This is a genomic window from Stenotrophomonas sp. 1337, assembly GCF_031455455.1.
Classification (GTDB): Bacteria; Pseudomonadota; Gammaproteobacteria; order Xanthomonadales; family Xanthomonadaceae; genus Stenotrophomonas; species Stenotrophomonas indicatrix.
In genome coordinates this window covers 269,830-287,789 of the sequence record NZ_JAVDSR010000003.1, presented here as the reverse complement: position 1 = coordinate 287,789, position 17,960 = coordinate 269,830, and the positions used below count along the sequence as shown (strand labels likewise).

7 protein-coding genes are annotated in these 17,960 nt (G+C 64.3%); 1 reads left to right on the top strand and 6 read right to left on the bottom strand.

Annotated elements, in window-relative coordinates:
* Window positions 1–14: 14 nt before the first annotated feature.
* Window positions 15–1,670 (top strand): DUF4166 domain-containing protein, encoded by a 1,656-nt coding sequence (locus J2X70_RS07325; RefSeq protein WP_309909641.1) that lies wholly within the window; start codon window positions 15–17, stop codon window positions 1,668–1,670.
* Between the two features lie 62 nt (window positions 1,671–1,732).
* Here the strand turns inward: J2X70_RS07325 and J2X70_RS07320 are convergent, their stop codons facing one another.
* The 6 genes from J2X70_RS07320 to J2X70_RS07295 form a co-directional block, all read right to left on the bottom strand.
* Window positions 1,733–3,739 carry a M13 family metallopeptidase gene (locus tag J2X70_RS07320; RefSeq protein WP_309909639.1) on the bottom strand — a complete coding sequence of 669 codons (2,007 nt, stop codon included), beginning with the start codon at window positions 3,737–3,739 and terminating at the stop codon, window positions 1,733–1,735.
* Between the two features lie 311 nt (window positions 3,740–4,050).
* Window positions 4,051–6,156 carry a M13-type metalloendopeptidase gene (locus J2X70_RS07315; RefSeq protein WP_059064746.1) on the bottom strand — a complete coding sequence of 702 codons (2,106 nt, stop codon included), beginning with the start codon at window positions 6,154–6,156 and terminating at the stop codon, window positions 4,051–4,053.
* Between the two features lie 189 nt (window positions 6,157–6,345).
* The gene (locus J2X70_RS07310; protein ID WP_099784952.1) at window positions 6,346–9,336 is read right to left on the bottom strand and encodes a TonB-dependent receptor; all 2,991 of its coding nucleotides are present in this window, start codon (window positions 9,334–9,336) and stop codon (window positions 6,346–6,348) included.
* Between the two features lie 463 nt (window positions 9,337–9,799).
* A complete protein-coding gene (locus J2X70_RS07305) occupies window positions 9,800–12,685 on the bottom strand; it encodes a TonB-dependent receptor (RefSeq protein ID WP_025876105.1) in 2,886 nt (961 codons plus the stop codon).
* Between the two features lie 182 nt (window positions 12,686–12,867).
* A complete protein-coding gene (locus tag J2X70_RS07300) occupies window positions 12,868–14,847 on the bottom strand; it encodes a prolyl oligopeptidase family serine peptidase (protein WP_080278322.1) in 1,980 nt (659 codons plus the stop codon).
* A 232-nt stretch (window positions 14,848–15,079) separates the two neighbouring features.
* Complete coding sequence (locus J2X70_RS07295; protein WP_309909633.1) at window positions 15,080–17,884, bottom strand: TonB-dependent receptor; 2,805 nt, start codon at window positions 17,882–17,884, stop codon at window positions 15,080–15,082.
* Between the last annotated feature and the right edge of the window lie 76 nt (window positions 17,885–17,960).

Below are 17,960 nucleotides of genomic sequence, written 5' to 3'. Positions count from 1 at the left end.
GACAGGGATGATGCGTGAAGATCCTGATTCTGGGTGGATATGGGGTGTTCGGGGGGCGTCTGGTCCGCTTGCTGGCCGACCTGCCGATGCTGGAACTGCTGATCGGTGGCCGCAACCTGGCGGCGGCACAGGCCTTCTGCGCAGGCTATGTGGGGCAATCGACGCTGCGTCCACTGCAGGTCGACCGGCAACGGCTGGCCACGGCCCTGCAGGCCGAGCGACCGGACCTGGTGGTGGATGCCTCCGGTCCTTTCCAGGACTATGGCGAACACCGCTATGGCGCGATCGAAGCCTGCATCGCCGCCGGCATTGATTATCTGGACTTCGCCGACGCGGCAGACTTCGTATTCGGGGTTTCGCAGTACGACGCGCAGGCCAGGGCGGCTGGCATCTACGCACTGTCAGGCGTCAGCAGTTTCCCGGTATTGACCGCGGCAGTGCTGCGCGAGATGGCCACGCACATGGACATCGTCAGCGTGGAAGGCGGCATCGCGCCATCGCCCTATGCCGGCATCGGCCTGAACGTGATGCGTGCGGTGGTCGGCTATGCCGGTGCGCCGGTGAAGCTGCGCCGCAACGGTCGCGATGGGCACGGCATCGGCCTGGCCGAGAGTCGCCGCTTCACCGTCGCGGTGCCGGGGCGGCTGCCGCTGCGCAACCTGCATTTCTCGCTGGTGGATGTGCCCGATCTGCAGGTGCTGCCACCCGAACATCCGACGATGACCGACATCTGGATGGGGGCTGGCCCGGTGCCGGAGATCCTGCATCGCGTGCTCAATCTGCTGGCCAAGGCGCGCCTGCACCTGAAACTGCCATCGCTGGAGCCATGCTCGCGGTTGTTCTATACCGTGTTGAACCTGATGAAGTTCGGCGAGCATCGCGGCGGCATGATCGTGCGCGCCGTGGGCACCCGCGATGGTGCGCGTGTGGAACAGAGCTGGCACCTGTTGGCCGAGGCCGATGACGGCCCGTACATTCCGTCGATGGCGATCGAAGCGGTGATCCGCAAGCAGCTGGCCGGTGATCGGCCGTCACCGGGTGCACGCCCGGCCACGCATGCGCTGGAACTGTCCGACTACGACCGGCTGTTCGACGGACGCACGATCCATACCGGTTTCCGCCGCGACATGCCCGGTGCCAGCCTGTACCAGCGCCTGCTGGGCAGCGCGTACGCGCAGCTGCCGGCCAGCGTGCAGGCGTTGCATGCACCGTCTGCCGCCAAGCGCTGGAGCGGGACGGCATCGGTCGAACGCGGTGGTGGGGTGTTGTCGCGGTTGCTGGGGAACGTGTTCGGTTTTCCGGCAGCGGGCGAGGCGGTGCCGGTCAGCGTGGAGTTCACCGCAGAGGCGGGTGGTGAGCGCTGGACACGGACCTTTGCCGGCCGTCGTTTCTCTTCGTTGCAGACGCAGGGGCAGGGGCGCAACGAAGCGCTGCTGGTCGAACGGTTCGGTGCGGTATCGGTAGCGTTGGCACTTCTGGTCGACAACGGGCGGCTGCAACTGGTGCCGCGACGATGGTCGATCCTGGGCCTGCCGTTGCCGCAGTGGCTGTTGCCCGGGGAGAACAGTTTCGAGGGTGATGAGGATGGGCGCTTCGTCTTCGACGTGGAGATCGGCGCGCCGGTGGTGGGGCGCATCGTGCATTACCGGGGAACGTTGAAGCCCGCGTGATGTCCACCGACGAAAAAGGGCGCCACGAAGGCGCCCTTTCCGTTACCGCTGTTGCATGAACCTCAGCGCCAGACCTTGATCTGCTCGCCGTCGGTGCGCTGCATCGGCTGGCCCGGCTTGCAGCTGAAGCTGGCGCCGAACGCCGGCAGGTTCGACAGCGGGCCGTTGGTGCGCCAGCGGCCCGGTGCACGGATGTCGGCGGTCAGGCGGCGTGCGGCCTCGTTCGGCGACAGCTGCTGCGGCCACAGCGCAGCCCAGGCGCGGAAGAAGCCCTGCTGCTGTGCCGGCTTGGCCTTCGGCTCCTGCGCGGTGTACGCGGCCCAGGCCAGCTCCAGACCGGCGATGTCGGCCAGGTTCTCTTCCTGGGTCAGCGTGCCGTTGACCTTGGCCCCCTTCACGCCGGGGAACTCGTAGGCGCCGTACTGGCTGGCGACACGGGTGCCGAGCAGGGTCCAGGCGGTCTTGTCGGCCGGGGTCCACCAGCTGCGCAGTTCGCCCTTGGCATCGACCAGCGCACCCTTGGCATCGATCGCACGGGTCAGCTCGTGGCCGACCAGGCCGCCGAAGCTGCCGAACTTGTCGGCGGCATCGGCCTTGGCGTTGAACACCGGGCCCTGCAGGATCGCCGCAGTGACGATCAGCCGGTTCTGCGCCAGGTCATAGGCCAGCGACGGCTGCTGCGGCAGCACGTCCCAGCGGCGGTCGGCGTTGCCCTTGCCGATGCGCTTCATTTCCTCGCGGTGGCGCCAGGTGGACGCGATCAGCATGTTGCCGCCGAACGAACCACGGCCCATCGGCTGCACGCTGTAGTCCAGGTCACGCAGCGGGGTGCCGATCTCGATCTTCAGCGCGGCCAGCTTGGCCTGCGCTTCGGTCTTGGCCTCGGCGCTCATCCAGCTGTTGTTCTTGACCGCTTCGATCTGCACTTCACGCACCTTGTCGACGATCCAGGCCGCCTGGCGGCGGTCTTCGGCGGACAGGTAACGGGCTGCGTATTCGCGGCCGACCATCGGGCCAGCGGCCACGTTGATCGCGTCCAGCACGCTTTCCCAGCGCTGCGGCGGCAGGGTTTCACCACGCAGCACGCGGCCACGGAACTCGAACTCCGCATCGCGGTACGCCTTGGACAGGTACGGCGCCATCGAGTCGCCCACGCGCCAGCGCAGGTAGGCCTTCCACTGGTCCGGCTTGAGCTTGGTGACCATGCCGTCGAGCTGCTTGAACAGCGCCGGATCGGCCAGCGACACCAGGTCATCGTTGACGCCCTGCGCCTTCAGGAACGCGTCCAGCTGCAGGTTGCGGTAGCGGCTGTTGAGGTCCTTGGTGGAGATCGGCGCGTAGTTGTTGAACGGGTTGTTGATGCCCGCCAGCGACTGCGCGTTGCGGGCCAGTTCGGTTTCCAGCGCGATCACCGCCTGTGACTCGGCGTCCAGCTTGGCCGCCGGGGTGCCGGTCAGTGCGAGGATCTGCTTGACGTAGTTGCGATAGCGGCCCATCAACGCGACGGTGTCGGCGTCGGTGCGGGTATAGAAGGCCGGATCAGGCAGGCCCATGCCGCCCTGCATGAAGTAACCGATGTGGCGGTCCAGCGCCTTCAGGTCCACGTCCGGACCGAAGTTGAAGGCCACCGGGATGCCGACCTGGTGCAGCGCGGCGATCGAGGCCGGGACATCCTTGGCCTTCTTGATCGCGTTGATGCGGGTCAGCAGCGGTGCGATCGGGTTGGAGCCGTCGGCTTCCACGGCCGCTTCGTCCAGGCCGCTGGCCCAGAAGTCGCCCAGCAGCTTCTGCACGTTGCCCTGCGGCGCCTTCATCGAGGCGTCCAGCAGTTCATGCTGTTGCTGCCGGCTGCGGTCGACCAGCTGGCCCAGTGCGGTGGCGGCGCCGGTCTGCGGCACCGGGTTGGCCTTCAGCCAGCCTGCGTTGGTGGCGTCGTAGAAATCGCTGCACTGCGCACTGACGGCCGGGGCGCGTGCGGCCTTCTTCTTGGCGGCGAACGCATCGTGGGTCGGAACCAGGGTCGCCAGGCTGATGCCCAGGGCGATGGCAAGCGGACGGAAGTTGGGCATGTAGAACGAATCCGTGATGGATTGAGGGCGGGCGAACTATAGCAAGCCGCGCATGGGCACGGGATGCACGCCTCATGGTGCATCCGCCGGGCATGGCCCGGCGCTACCGGGCGGGTGGCATGGGCAGGGGATGCACACCTCATGGTGGCTCCTTTGTGCCATGCGCCGACCAAGGTCGGCCTCTACCAGCGGCGTGGGCGAGCGCCGGCGCCAGTAGAGCCACGCCATGCGTGGCTGCGACCACCGCGCGGAAAAACAAAGGCCCGGGAAATCCCGGGCCTCTGCAGGCAAGCCGTGGCCTCAGCCGTGGCTTACCAGATCACCACCTGCGAGTCGCCGGTGCGCGACATCGGCGTGCCCGGCTTGCACTGGAAGGCCGCGGTGAAGGTCGGCAGGTTCGACGGCGCACCGACGGCACGGAACTGCGCCGGCGCGTGCGGGTCGGTTGCCAGGCGGACCTTGGCGTTCTCCGGGGTGTACTTGGTGCGCCACACGGTGGCCCAGTTGAAGAAGAAGCGCTGATCGCGGGTGAAGCCATCGATCTTCGCGTCTTCCTTGCCGGCCGACGCCTTCTGCAATGCGTCGTAGGCGGTGGCCAGGCCACCCAGGTCGGCGATGTTCTCGCCCAGGGTCAGATGGCCGTTCACGGCCTGGCCGTCGACCTTGTACTGGTCGAACTGCTTGACCAGCTTGCCGGTCAGGCCAGCGAAATTCTTCGAGTCGGCTTCGGTCCACCAGTTCTCGAAGTTGCCGGTCGGCCCGAAGCGGCTGCCCTGGTCGTCGTAACCGTGGGTCATTTCGTGGCCGATGACCGCACCGATACCGCCGTAGTTCAGCGCGTCGTCCGCCTTGGCATCGAAGAACGGCGGCTGCAGGATGGCGGCCGGGAACACGATCTCGTTCTGCAGCGGGTTGTAGTAGGCGTTGACCGTCTGCGGGGTCATGCCCCACTCGGTCTTGTCCACCGGCTTGCCGATCTTGGCCAGGTTGTACTGGTAGTTGAACGCGGTGGCCGCGCGCACGTTGCCCAGGTAGCTGTCACGGTTGGTCTGCAGGCCCGACCAGTCACGCCACTTGTCCGGGTAACCGATCTTCGGAGTGAAGGTTTCCCACTTGGCGATGGCCTTGGCCTTGGTCTCTTCGCTCATCCAGGACAGGCCCTGGATACGTTCCTTCAGCGAAGCGGCCAGGTTCTTCACCAGCTCTTCCATCTTCGCCTTGGCTTCCGGCGAGAAGGCGACCTTCACGTACAGCTGGCCGAAGGCTTCGCCGGCATCGCTCTCGATGGTGCCCAGCACACGCTTCCAGCGCGGCTTCTGTTCCTTCTGGCCATTGAGGGTCTTGCCGTAGAACTCGTAGTTTTCCTGCACGAACGCATCAGCCAGGTACGGCGAGGCGCCGTCCACGGTGTGGAAGCGCAGGTAGGCACGCCACACCGACGGATCGGTATCGCCCAGCGCCTTGCTCACTTCCTGGTGGAAGGCCGGGATGGCCAGCGAGAACTTCTCCGGCGCGGCCACGTTCTGCGACTTGAAGAACTCGGTCCAGCTGAAGTTCGGGGTCAGCGCATCGGCCTCGGCCAGGCTGACCGGGTGGTAGTACAGCGAGACATCGCGCGACAGCTCAACGCTGGACTTGGACGCCTTGGCCAGGCGGGTCTCGAACTTGACGACTTCTTCAGCCTGCTTTGCGGCATCGGCAGCGGCCACGCCGGACAGCTCCAGCACCTTGGCCACGTGGGCCTGGTAAGCCTTCAGCTTGTCGGCCTTGGACGCATCGGTATAGAAGGTCTTGTCCGGCAGGCCCAGGCCGCCCTGGCTGGCGTAGGCCATGTTCACGGCCGAGTTCTTGAAGTCGGCTTCGGCGCCGAAGCCGAACAGCACGTTCTCGCCCTTGGCAGCGCTGGTGCGCAGGTAGTTGGCGATGGCGGCCTTGTCCTGCAGGCCGTCGATCGCGGCCAGGTCGGCCTTCAGCGGCTCGATGCCCTGGGCGTTGACCTTGGCTTCGTCCATGCCGGTGGCCCACAGGTCGCCGACGATCTTCTCGATGCCGGCCGGGTTCTTGACCTGCGCGACCTGCTCGGCCAGCTGGTGCTGCACGGCCACCGAACGCTCGTCGAGGATGGTGAAGGCGCCCCAGCTGGTGCGGTCGCCCGGAATCTCGTTGGCGGCCAGCCACTTGCCGTTGACGTAGTCGCCGAAGGCGGTGCAGGCGTCAAGGTTGCTGTCCAGATCGCTGGCCTGGAAGGCGTTGTAGGCCGGCAGCTTGCTCTCGTCGAGCTTGTAGGTGGTGGCGGCGTCGGTCGCGGCCGGCGTGGAGGCGGTGGCATCCTTTGCCGGGGTTTCGTTCTTGCCGCAGCCGACCAGCGCGGCCGAAACGGCCAGGGTCAGCAGCACGATCTTGGGAGTACGGGTCACTTGAATGGCCTCCAGGCCGAGTGAGTCAGGGAAGGGCCGGGGGAACGGCCGTGGGCCGAACGATACGCCGCCGGCCCACACTGCAAGGGTGTCGAAGGTCATGGCCAGGCGCAAGGGGGCCTTGCCGGCACCGGAAAAGACAGACCCGGCAAAAGCCGGGTCTGTCGGGGTACTGCATGTGTTGCTGGATCAGAACTTGTAGGTAGCGCCCATGTACATGTAACGGCCGATGTTGTCGTACATCGCCGAACCGACGTCGGAGCCGAAGTAGTTCACCGGCGGATCCTTGTCGAAGGCGTTGTCCACGCCCAGGTAGACGTCGATCTTGTCGCCCGGGAAGCGGTAGCCGAACTGGAAGTTGTGGTAGACGTACGAACCGTTGCGGATCGGGCTGCTCTGGCCCGGGTTGGCCTGGTAGCTCTTGGGCTGCACGCGCAGGTTGCTGCTCACGTAGTTCAGGTCCCACGACGCGCGCCACTGACCCAGCGAGTACTTGGTCTGCAGCGAACCGCGCCAGCGCGGGTCGGTCACCCAGGTGACGTTCTCGTCGTACTCGTTCGGGAAGTCCTGGAAGGCCCATTCACGCGACTGCAGCAGGCGGGTACCGACCAGGCGGATCACCGTGTCGCCCTCGGCGAGCTTGAAGCGGTAGTCCATTTCCAGATCGACGCCGACGCGACGCGAGCGCGCCAGGTTTTCGTTCAGTGCAACCCAACGGCTGATCGAGTGTTCCGGGAAGGTGCGGCCACCCGCATCGGTCTTGCCACCGACCGGTGCGCGCTCGATGAAGCCGCAGAAGCTGTTGTTGATGCCTCCCGGAGAATCCACGCAGCGGGTGGCATTGGTCTGTGCGGTCACTGCACCGATGGCATCCTTCAGGCTGATCCACCAGTAGTCCACCGACATGCCGAAGCCCTGCAGGAAATCAGGCTGCCAGACCAGGCCATAGGTGAAGCTGCGCGCGCGCTCCGGCTTCAGGTTCGGGTTGCCGCCGCTGACACCCGGGCGGGTTGCGGTGTAGGTATCGACCCAACCCACCGGCACGCCCAGCGCCGAGCAGTTGGCCTGGCGCAGGGCCGGATCAGCTGCCGTATTGGGGCGATTGGAATTGGTGGCCAGGTAGTTGCAGGGATCGTTGACGGTGGCGAAGTTCTCGCTCTGCGGGTTGTACAGTTCGCCGATGCTCGGCGCACGCACCGCCTGCGACAGGGTGCCGCGGGCACGCAGGGACGGAATGATGGTCCAGTCCAGGCCGACCTTCCAGGTGGTGGTCTTGCCGATGCTGCTGTAGTCGGACCAGCGACCGGCAGCGTCCATGGTCAGGTTGTAGATGCCCGGGATGTCGGCCAGCAACGGCACGGTGGCTTCGACGAACGCTTCGCGCACGTCGTACTTGCCCATCCGGTTGGGGATCGCGTTGAGGAAGGTCAGGCCCTGCGCTGCCAGCGGATCGGTGATTTCGCGGCTCTTCTCGCGGCGGTATTCCACGCCACCGGCCACGCCGACGTCACCTGCCGGCAGGCTGAACAGCGAGGCGTTGGCCAGCGAGGCGCTGAACACCGACTGCTGCAGGCGCGAATAGTTGAACGAATCGACGTTCATCCAGTCGCGTGCCGCCTGGGTCACCGCGCCATTGCCGAACACCGAGAACGGCACGCAGCCTTCGCGGGCGAACTGCGAGTACACGCGGTTGCCGTTGTTGGGGTTGGTGGCGTTCGGGTTCAGCGTGGTGCGGCAGACGATCTGGCCGGTGGACGGATCGACCACGGTGTCCAGGCCTGCCTGCCAACGCTCGTTGATGCGGTTGTTGAGGTTCCAGCGCTTGACTTCGCTCTGGCCCCAGTTGCCGTACACGTCGTAGGTCCAGTTCTCGGTCAGGTTGCCTTCCACGCCGAGCACGAAGCGCTGGGTGTTGCGCTCCACGTGCTCGCCACGCTGGCCGGCATCGACGTTGAAGCGGCTCAGGGTCAACTGGCTGGCGCCGTTGGCGGCCATCAGCGCGCGCAGCTGCGGCGAAACGTAGGCATTGTCGCGCTGGATGCGCAGGGTCTGGTCGAACGACGGCTGGGCCAGGAAGTCCGAGACGGTCTCGGTGTACTTGCCTTCGAAGTACAGGCGGTGGTTGTCGGTCAGGTCGAAGTTGACGACCGCATTGACGCTCTTGCGGTCGAAGCCGGGCTGCAGATCGGCGACCGAATTGAGGTCGGCGAAGTCGCAGTTGACGCAGCTGGTGGTGCTCGGCATCACCCCGTCATAGCGCTGCGGGCGGTAGGTGCCATCCGGATTGAACTGGTAGCGGTTGCCCCAGGTCGCCTTGTTGGTGGGCGAGAACGCACCCAGCGTGAAGGTGCCGCCGAAGGAGATCGAGTGATTGCCACCCGGGCCGCTGAGCACGGTCTGCGGATTGCTTTCGCTGGAGGGCTTGGTCGGGTCGTAGTTGGGGTTCGGCACCGACACCAGGAATTCATTGCCGATCGCGCGGTCGCTGCGGACGAAGCGGTCCTGCTTGCTGTATTCCAGTGCGATCGCGGCGTTGCCGCGGCCGTTGGCGAAATCGGTGCCGGCCGAGGCACTGATGAAGGAGCGGTTGAAGCCGCCTTCACTGGCCATGCCGGTCTGGCCACGCACTTCGGCGCCATCGAACGACTTCTTCATGATGAAGTTGACGACACCGGCCACGGCATCGGCACCGTACACAGCCGAGGCGCCACCGGTGATGACTTCAACGCGCTCGATCCACTCGACCGGAATCGTGTTGACGTCGACTGCCGAGGAGCCGGAGGTCGCGCCGACATGGCGGCGACCATTGACCAGCACCAGCGTACGCGAGGTGCCCATGCCGCGCAGGTCCATCAGGCCCACACCGGCGGTGCCGATGAAGCGCGTGGAATTGCCCAGCGTATAGGTCGGGCTCAGCGCCGGCATGCGCGCCATCAGGTCGCCGATGTTGTTGGCGCCGGTGGCACGGATTTCTTCGGCCGTGATGGCGGTGACCGGCGAGGGGGTCACGAAGCCGGTACGCGCGATGCGCGAGCCGGTCACGCTGACGCGGTCCAGGTCGATCGGGTTGTTGCCGGAGCTGGCTTCCTGGGCCAGGGCCGGGGCTGCGGCAGCCATCATCAGGCCGGCGAGCAGGGCGTTGGTCAGCGGGTGGCGACCAGGCGTGCGGTGGTGCGTCATGTGGTGAATCCCCCTAGTGGATGAAGATCGTCCGCATCCCTGCGGTTGTTACGGTCATGTTCATGGTTTGTCCTGACCTTTATCGAACCTAACACGCGCTTAACGGGAAATGCATGGTTTCGTCACACTTTGTCACTCGGAATGTCAACGGCGTACATGAAATTGCAACAAATACAGATGCTTAGTCTCATTTGTGATGTGCCGAATCTGGCGGCACGGGCCGTATATGAATGGCCTGTTAAGTCGTACTTTGCGCAAAAAGGTGTCTCGCCAGGACATCGCTTGCCTCCTGCGTGGCGACGGGGGAGTGGTGGGCGGTGAGCGCATTCAGGAGCCATTTGTGTGCCGCGGGGCGTGCTGTCAGCGCTGGCGGTGATCGGCGGTCACGGTGCGCCGCCCGCTTGCCGCAGGCAAAAGAAAAGGGCGGCCGGAGCCGCCCTTTTCATGTGCTGCAATGCTGCGATCAGAACTTGTAGGACACGCGCGCGAAGAACGTGCGGCCGTACCAGTCGTACTGGGATGCGTACAACGGCGTGTTGCCATAACGGGTGCCGGCGGTGTTGGAGATCAGGTCCGGCTCCTTGTCGAACAGGTTGCGCACGCCGACCATGATGTTCCAGTCATCCATGTCGTAGCCGACAGAGACGCTGTGGCGGAACTGCCAGCCGGCCTTGATGTCGCGGGTCGCGTTCTGGTAGCCGGAATAGGTGAAGTTCCGGTCCAGGTCCTTGTTCTGGGTGCTGCTGACGTACGTGCCCTGCCAGTTGAACGTCCAGTCACCCCGTTCCAGGCTGACGCTGGCCAGGCCGACGGTCTTCGGCCGGCCGATGTAGCCGACCTGGTCGGAGGTGGTGATACCACTGTCAGAAGCCGAGTCGAACAGCTGGTACGTATCTTCGATGGTGTAGGTGACCTGCGCTTCAGCGGAAATCTTGCCGAAGGAGAAGTCGTTGTCGTAGTTGACCTGGAGGTCGTAGCCGCGGGTGCGCTCGCGGTTGATATTCACGTATTTGTTGTAGATCGTGGTGATGTTGTTCGGCGCCGACGCGTTGGTCGGGCTGTTGCGCACAATCTGGTCACAGAATGCGTTGGGGAACACCGCCGAGCCGTAGCAGCCGAACACGATGTCGTACTCGTCGAGCTGAGTGATTTCACCGCGCACGTCATAGTCGAAGTAATCCAGCGCCACGTTGAGGTTGGCGAAGGTCGGGCTCCAGACCAGGCCGAGGGTCTTGGCCTTGGACGTTTCCGGCTGCAGGTTGTTCTTGCCGCCGCCACCGGAATAGATGGTGGCGCTACTGCCGCCGCCGCCGGTATAGGTGTCCGGAATGCCGGCCGCTCCGCAGTTTGCACGGATGAAGGTGTTGTTGCTGTCGCCCCACTGGATGCAGGGGTCGATCTGGGTCTGCGGCAGGAAGCCGGTCTGATCGCCCAGGTACAGCTCGTACAGGCCCGGCGCACGGAACGAGGTACCCATGGTGCCGCGCACGCGCAGTGACGGGATGATCTGCCAGTTCACGCCGGTCTTCCAGACGTGATCCGAGCCCGGCACCGAGTCGTATTCGAACACGCGGCCGGACAGGTTGACCGACAACGATTCAATGCCCGGGATGCCCTTCAGCAGCGGTACGTCGACTTCGGCGAACGCTTCCTTGACCTTGTCGGTGCCACGGGTCGGGCCGGCAGAGGTGGAATTCCAGGAGCGGTCCGCGAGTGCGAAATCCGACGGCGTGTCATCGATCTTGTACCTGCGGAACTCGACACCGAATGCCGAGGCGACATCGCCGGCGGGCAGGGTGAACAGGTTGCCGCTGAAGATCGCGTTGGCACTGGTCTGATCGTAAGTGGTCTTGCCGGTGTGGTACTGGCCCACGGCGGCAATCAGCTCATTCATGCGGGTGCCGTTGAGGAAGCCCGGATCGAAGTAGTTCACCGGCATGTCGTCGTCGGTATAGACGAGGTCGCCGGCGCGGTCGACATCGATCGACAGCGCGCCGTACTTGCCGGTGGAGCGGCTGAAGCCAGCGTTGACTTCCCAGGTCCAGCTGTCGGTCGACTTGAACTGGCCATCGAACTTGGTGGTGCCGTAGAAGTAGTCGACCGTGATCTTCTGGTCACTCGGGAACGGCATGATGACCTGGAAGTAGTCATCGGCCGCCTCGCTGTAGACCGTTGGGTAGAACTGGCGCCAACTGTGCGCCTTGGTCTCACGGCGGTTGTACAGGAACTGCGTCTTCCAGTTGAAACTGTCGAAGCTGAAGTCAGTGGCGGCGTACAGCGAGGCACGCTCACGCTGATTGATCACTTCCTGGTCGTGGTAGAACGGGAAGTTCAGGACATCCTGGTAGTACGCGGTGCCGCCGTTGGCGTAGGTCGGAGTCGGGCGCGGGCGCGGACGATAGCCCGGGAACGGGCCCACCGTGCTGCCATCGGGCGAGGGCACGTAGCGGATTGCCGGGTTGTTGTAGTTGATGATGGTATTGGCGTACAGGTTGCCGGTGCTGCAGCCTGCCAGGTTGCTGCCGGCCAGGATCGAGCGATCCTCACGGTCGATCCGCTTGCCGTCAGTGCCCCAGACCATGTCTTCGGCGCAGCGGAAGTAATCGCGATCACCCACGGTCAGTGCGTTCAGACGGTCCCACTGCGCAGCCGCCACGACACTGCCCTTGTCGAAGTTCCAGCCGTTGGCGATCGAGGCAGAGAACTGCTCGCCGCCACCATGCTGCGGCACGCTCATGGAGTAGGTCATCTCCGGACGGTCGATGCTCTTCTTGGTGATCAGGTTGACCACGCCGGCAAGCGCATCGGAGCCGTAGATGGAGGAGGAGCCGTCCTTGACGATTTCCAGCCGCTGCAGGATGGCCTGCGGAATGACGTTCAGATCGAACGCGGCGACCTGGCCACGGGTACCGGCCGGGCCGGGACGCTGGCCGTCGAGCAGGATCAGCGTGCGGTTCGCGCCCAGACCACGCAGCGAGACCGTCTGCACACCGGTGCCGCCTTCGACGACGAAGCCGCCGAACTGGTTGTTCATCTGCGTGGAGCCTGCCGCGATCGAAGACGTCTGCAGGAAGTCGGCGGTATCGAACTGACCGGCAGAGATCGCCTTGTCGATCGAGATGACCTGCACCGGCGACGTGGTCTCGTACTCCGGACGCTTGATCAGCGAACCGGTGACGACGACGGTGTCAAGTTCGGTGGCGCGCTTGGATGCGGGGGTGGTACTTGACGAAGCAGCTTCCTGCTGTGGTGTTTCCTGGGCAAAGGCAGGAGCGACATGTAGACAGGCCAGAACCGCCAAGGTCAGCGGGACGCGGCTCGGCTTGGAGAGGCGAATGACGTTGCGCATTTCGGTAATTTCCCTATTTGTTACGCTTCGGTTAACGGAGTGTATGTTTGCCGTAAAGTAAATGCAAGATGAACGAAGCGCGCCTGTAATGCTTTGATGTTTAAGGGAAATTCACCTTGTGGATGCGAAACGCCCCCGCTGGCGGATGCCAGGCGGGGGCGCTCAGCGACACGATCTAGGGGTCAGAGGCCGCCCGGGCCGCAATCCTTCTTCAGGAAGCCTTCGATGAGGCCCAGCGTTTCCCGCTGCTGGCGTGGGTACCACGGCATGCTGTGCTGCTGGTCGGCAATCAGGTGGTACTGCGCAGGCACCTTGTCCTTCACCGCTTCGTAGAAGCCCTGGGCGTGGAAGGAGGGTGTACGCACATCGCGGTCACCCACGAACAGCATCACCGGAATGTTGGCGCTGGCGGTGTTGCGCATCGGATCCATGCCCTTGACCGTCTGCCCTTGCAGGATGCGCTGCAGGCGGTTGTCGCTCCAGCTGGTGCCCAAGCGTGCGAGATCGGTGACCGGAGCGCCGGCAATCGCGCACTGATACGGGCTGCCTGGGCGAACGGTGGCTGCGGCAGCAGCGAAGCCGCCGTAGGAGTAGCCGAAGATCGCGATGCGGTCCTTCGCAGCGAAACCCTGCGACACCAGCCACGCCGCACCGTCATCATTGTCGTCGGACATCTTCTGGCCCCATTCGCGGTCGCCGGCAATCCACAGGTCCCGGCCCAGGCCAGAGGAGCCACGGTACTGCGGGCGAAGCACGGCATATCCGCGAGACGTCAGCAGCGCGACCCAGCCGGAGGCATCCCATTGCACGTAGTCACGCGCCCAAGGGCCGCCGTGTGGATGGACAATGGCCGGCGCCGCGGCATCGCCTTCCTTCCAGCCCGCAGGGAGATCCAGGATGGCAGGAATGACCCGTCCGTCGCGTGCCTTGTAGTTCACCCAGCGTTGTTCGCCCACCGTGCCCTTGCTGATCCACGGACGCTCGCTGCCCAGGCTCACCACCTTTTTCCGATCCAGCAGCAGGAAATGGGAGGGCGGTGCATCCGGACCGGTAGCGCGGAACAGGATCCTCGAGAAATCATCGTTGTAGCGGCTGATCTCGATCTGCCTTCCCGGCGCAGCTTGCTTCAGCGTGTCCTGGATCGATTTCAGCGTCGGGTCGACGTAGACCGTCTGTTGCGAAGGGCCATCGATGGTGAATCCGACCACTTGATTGAAGGTGCTCGGCTGGGTGCTGAAGACAAGGCTTGCGATGGAGAAGTTTGGATTGGCCAGCACCGGTTCGGGATCGAACTTCTGCGCCTTGGCGTCGTACAGATGTGCCTGCACCTTGTCCGAGAAGAGGTCGGTCAGGACGTAGTACTTGCCGGTGGCATCGTCCACACCAGCCAACTCGACCGTATGCCGGTTGGACAGGCGTGTCAGCAGCGGCTTCTGCAGTACGAACTGCCCGGAGCTCGGATCAAGGATCTGAATCTGCTGGTCGTAATCGCCGCTGACCGGTTCGATCTGGCTCTTGGCGAGCACCTTGCCGCTGCGCGGGTCGAACAACGCAGGCTGGGCGCGGGTGCCGCCGCGGAACAGCAGTTCGGTTTCCTTGGTCTTGAGGTTGTACAGGTAGTAATTGGCGGTCAGCGTTATCTCGCTGAGCTGGCGGATGATGACCCGGTCCGGATCCAGCGGCAGCATGTTGACCAGCGATGCGCTGCCACCCAGTTCCAGGCAGCGCTGGGTCTGTTCGCTCACGCCCAGCTTGCGCGTGTTGTCGGCGAATGCTTCGTTGAAAGTCTTCTGGCTCTGGTCGGTCAGGTAGGTCTTGACCACGAATGTCTTGGTCGCACCCGATACGCTGCCCTCGCCGCACCCGCCAAGCTGCCCGGTCCACTCCTGGCGGCCGACCGCCAGGATCTGGTCGGACTTGAGAGCGCCCACGGCAATGAACTTCATCCGGTCGCCCGAGGGCGTAACCACCTTCGGGGCGCCTCCCATTGCGTCGGTATCCCAGCTGGCCAGCGCAGTTTCTTCCGGGTTGCCCGGAGAGGGGATCAACGCGACCAGATGCTTGCCGTCCGGACTCATCGAGACCGACTGCAACGCTGGCATGCGTGCCAGGTCTTCGATCGGGATGGGAGCGGCGTGTGCCGTGGCGCCGGCCAGGGCCATGGAGAGGGCACCGCATAGGGTGCGAGCGGAAATCACGTGCATGTCTTGTCCTTTTGCTGCGCGTTGATCGGCTGAAGCTGACTGGATTGTGAACAAGGTCGAAAGGTAGCAGATCGATGACCTTCCTTGGCAGTGCCAGCGCCGCTCCCCCTCCCTTGCCGAACCGGTGCCACCCAAAGCAGAAGACCCCGCCGGAGCGGGGTCTTCTGCTGTACGGGAACGCGCTGACGGATCAGTTGTTGCCGAACTCGTACTTGGCCTGCACGTAGATGGCACGGCCATAAGCGTTGTACAGGTAGTTGTTGTACGGCTGGCCGCTGGTGCCGGCGAAGCTGTACCGCTGGTTGTCAGGCATCTTGTTGAACACGTTGTTGACCATCAGCGACAGGGTCAGGTTGTCCATCGCCCGATAGTTCACGCTCAGGTTGTAGGTGGTGTACGAACCCCACTTGCCGGCCTTGTAGCCGGAGCTGTGGACGTAGTCGTAGCCATTGCCCAGGTAGGCCATGTAGTTCGGCGTCTTGCCGATGTAGTTGGCATACAGGGTGGTGGTCCACTTGTCCTTGGCCCAGCCGATCGAACCGTCGGCGCGCACCTTGGCGTACGAGTCGTACACCCACATCGCATACGGGTCGCGCAGCAGGTCCAGGTACTCATCGCCCGGCTGCGGTTGCAGTTCGCGCTTGAGCATGTCGGTGTAGTTGCCGGAGAACTGCAGCGAACCGAAGCGGCCGATGTCCTGTACGTACTTGAAGCTGGCCGTCAGCGCCTGCAGGTTCTGGCTGGCTACGTTCATCTTCGGCGTATAGATCTCATCGAGTACGCCGGAGGCGTCGCGGGTGATCCAGTCGCTGACGTTCTGGCAGCTGGCCGAGGTGTTGTTGGTCTGGCCGTTGCGGCAGTAATACTCGGCCAGCAGCAACTGGTCGGAACTGAGGGTGTTGACCTCGTTCTTGATCTTCCAGTTGTAGTAGTCCACCGACACCGACAGGTTGTTGATGGGCGCCCACACGATGCCGGCGTTCCAGACATCGGCGGTGATCGGCTCCAGGTCCGGGTTGCCGGATTGGGTGCCGAACACCGACACGCTGTCATACGGGCAGCCGGTGGTGTTGGCCGGGTCGTAGCCCAGCTGGCCGCAACGGTAGTAGTCGGTGGAGCCGTTGGCGTAGTAGCCGCTGACACCCTGGAAGGCATCGGACAGGGTGGGCGCGCGGAACGCGGTGCCGTACTTGCCACGGAACAGCAGGCTGTCGATCGGCCGGAATTCCAGGCCGACGCTGTAGGTCGCCTTGTCGATGGTGTTGCCACCGATCTTGAAGGCGTCGTAGCGGCCGGAGCCGGTCACCGTCAGTGATTCCAGCAACGGCATGCGCAGTTCGCTGGTCACCGCGTAGCTGCTGCGATGGCCGGCGCCGGAAACCGCGGTGGTACCCCACACGCTGCCATCCACCAGGCGGGTATCGGGCGTGTAATCCCAGCCTTCGCTGCCGCCTTCAACCACCACTGCGAAGCCGGCGTCGCCGCCGGGCAGCTTGAACAGCGAACCATTGGTGACCTGCGCACGCAGCAGGTTCTGCCAGGTGCGGCTCTGGCTGTAGGTGTAGCCGGTGAAGCTCTGGAAATCACCGCTCGGCAGTGGCGAGTAGAACGCTTCCCAGTCCGGGCTGTAGATGTTGTACCCGGTGCTGGTGGTGCCCAGCACCGGCCCCAGCACACGCTGCTCGAAGTAGTCGTTGATCGGATCGTTCCAGCGCACGAAGTTGCGCTCGGTCAACTTGTATTCGCCGCGGGTGAAGCTGGCACTGTAGTCCCAGCTGCCGGCCGTGCCGCGGCCGCCGAGCGTGACCTGGTAAGCCTTGTTGCGATCGGTGTTCATGATGTCGCGATAGCCGCCGGCGCCGATGTCCTCCGGCGCGAACACGCGCTGCAGGTTCATGTACTGGCCGCTGTCCTGATCGTAGAAGCGGCCCCAGCCGGAGGAGGTGCCCCACCAGGTGTAGTTCGAGCCTGTGGCGTACTTCACTTCTTCCAGGCTGTAGAGCGCGTCGCCGAACAACTGGAAGTTGTCGTTCACATCGAAGGTCATCGAGCTGTAGATCTGCCCGCTTTCCTTGCCGTTCTTGATGGTCTTGTAGCCGGTGCCATAGACCGAACCGCAGGCCTGGCCGGTCGGCCGGGTGCCGAGCACGGTGGTGCCGTCGAACTGGCCCGCCACGTTGGCGCACAGGTTCGGGTCCATCATGGCGTAGCGGTTGCTGTTGGCCGGCAGCAGTACCAGGAAGTCGTTGGAGACGTACTGGGGGCTGTAGCCGTCGGGATTGTTGACCTTGGTCAGGTCACGCTGGTAGCCCCAGATCGGGCTGGTTTTTTCGTACTGCACGTTGGCCAGCGCATGGAATCGATCGTCGACACCGTTGAAGCCGCGCGCCGCACTGACGCGTACGCTGTTGCCGCCGCCTTCGGAGTAGGCACCGCCACGGACATTGAGCACACCGCCATCCATGCGCTCCTTGAGGATGATGTTGACCACGCCGGCGATCGCATCCGAACCGTACAGCGAAGACTGGCCGCCGGGCAGGATCTCGATGCGCTCGACGATGTCAATCGGAATGCCGCTGATGTTGTTGAAACTGTCGCTGCCGTTGTACAGCGCCGGATACGAGAGCATCGGGCGGCCGTTGATCAGGTACTTGGTGTAGCCGGGGCTGAGCCCGAACATGCCAGCGGCCTCGGCACCCTGCGTGAACGAAGCGGAGGTCTGCCCGCCCTGCAGGCCGCCGGTCGACAGCGAGGACTGCTGCAGGACGTCGGCGACGCTGGTGAAGCCGCGGGTCTGGATGTCCTCGGCGGTGACGGTCAGGACCGGCGTGTGGTTCTCGATCTGCGTCTGCGGGATCAGTGAACCGGTGACGGTGACGCGGTCAAGCTGGGTCGGGCCGGTGTCCTGCGCGTGGGCTGCGCCGGAGGCGAGCAGGGTGCCGATCAGGGCAAGGGTCAGGGGGTGACGCGAAGGCGTGGAGCGATGGCGAGACATGATGGATCCCCGTAATGAGCGATGTCGTCTGGCTGATGTCCTCCCTGACATCTTCATGATGTGTTCAGTTGCAATC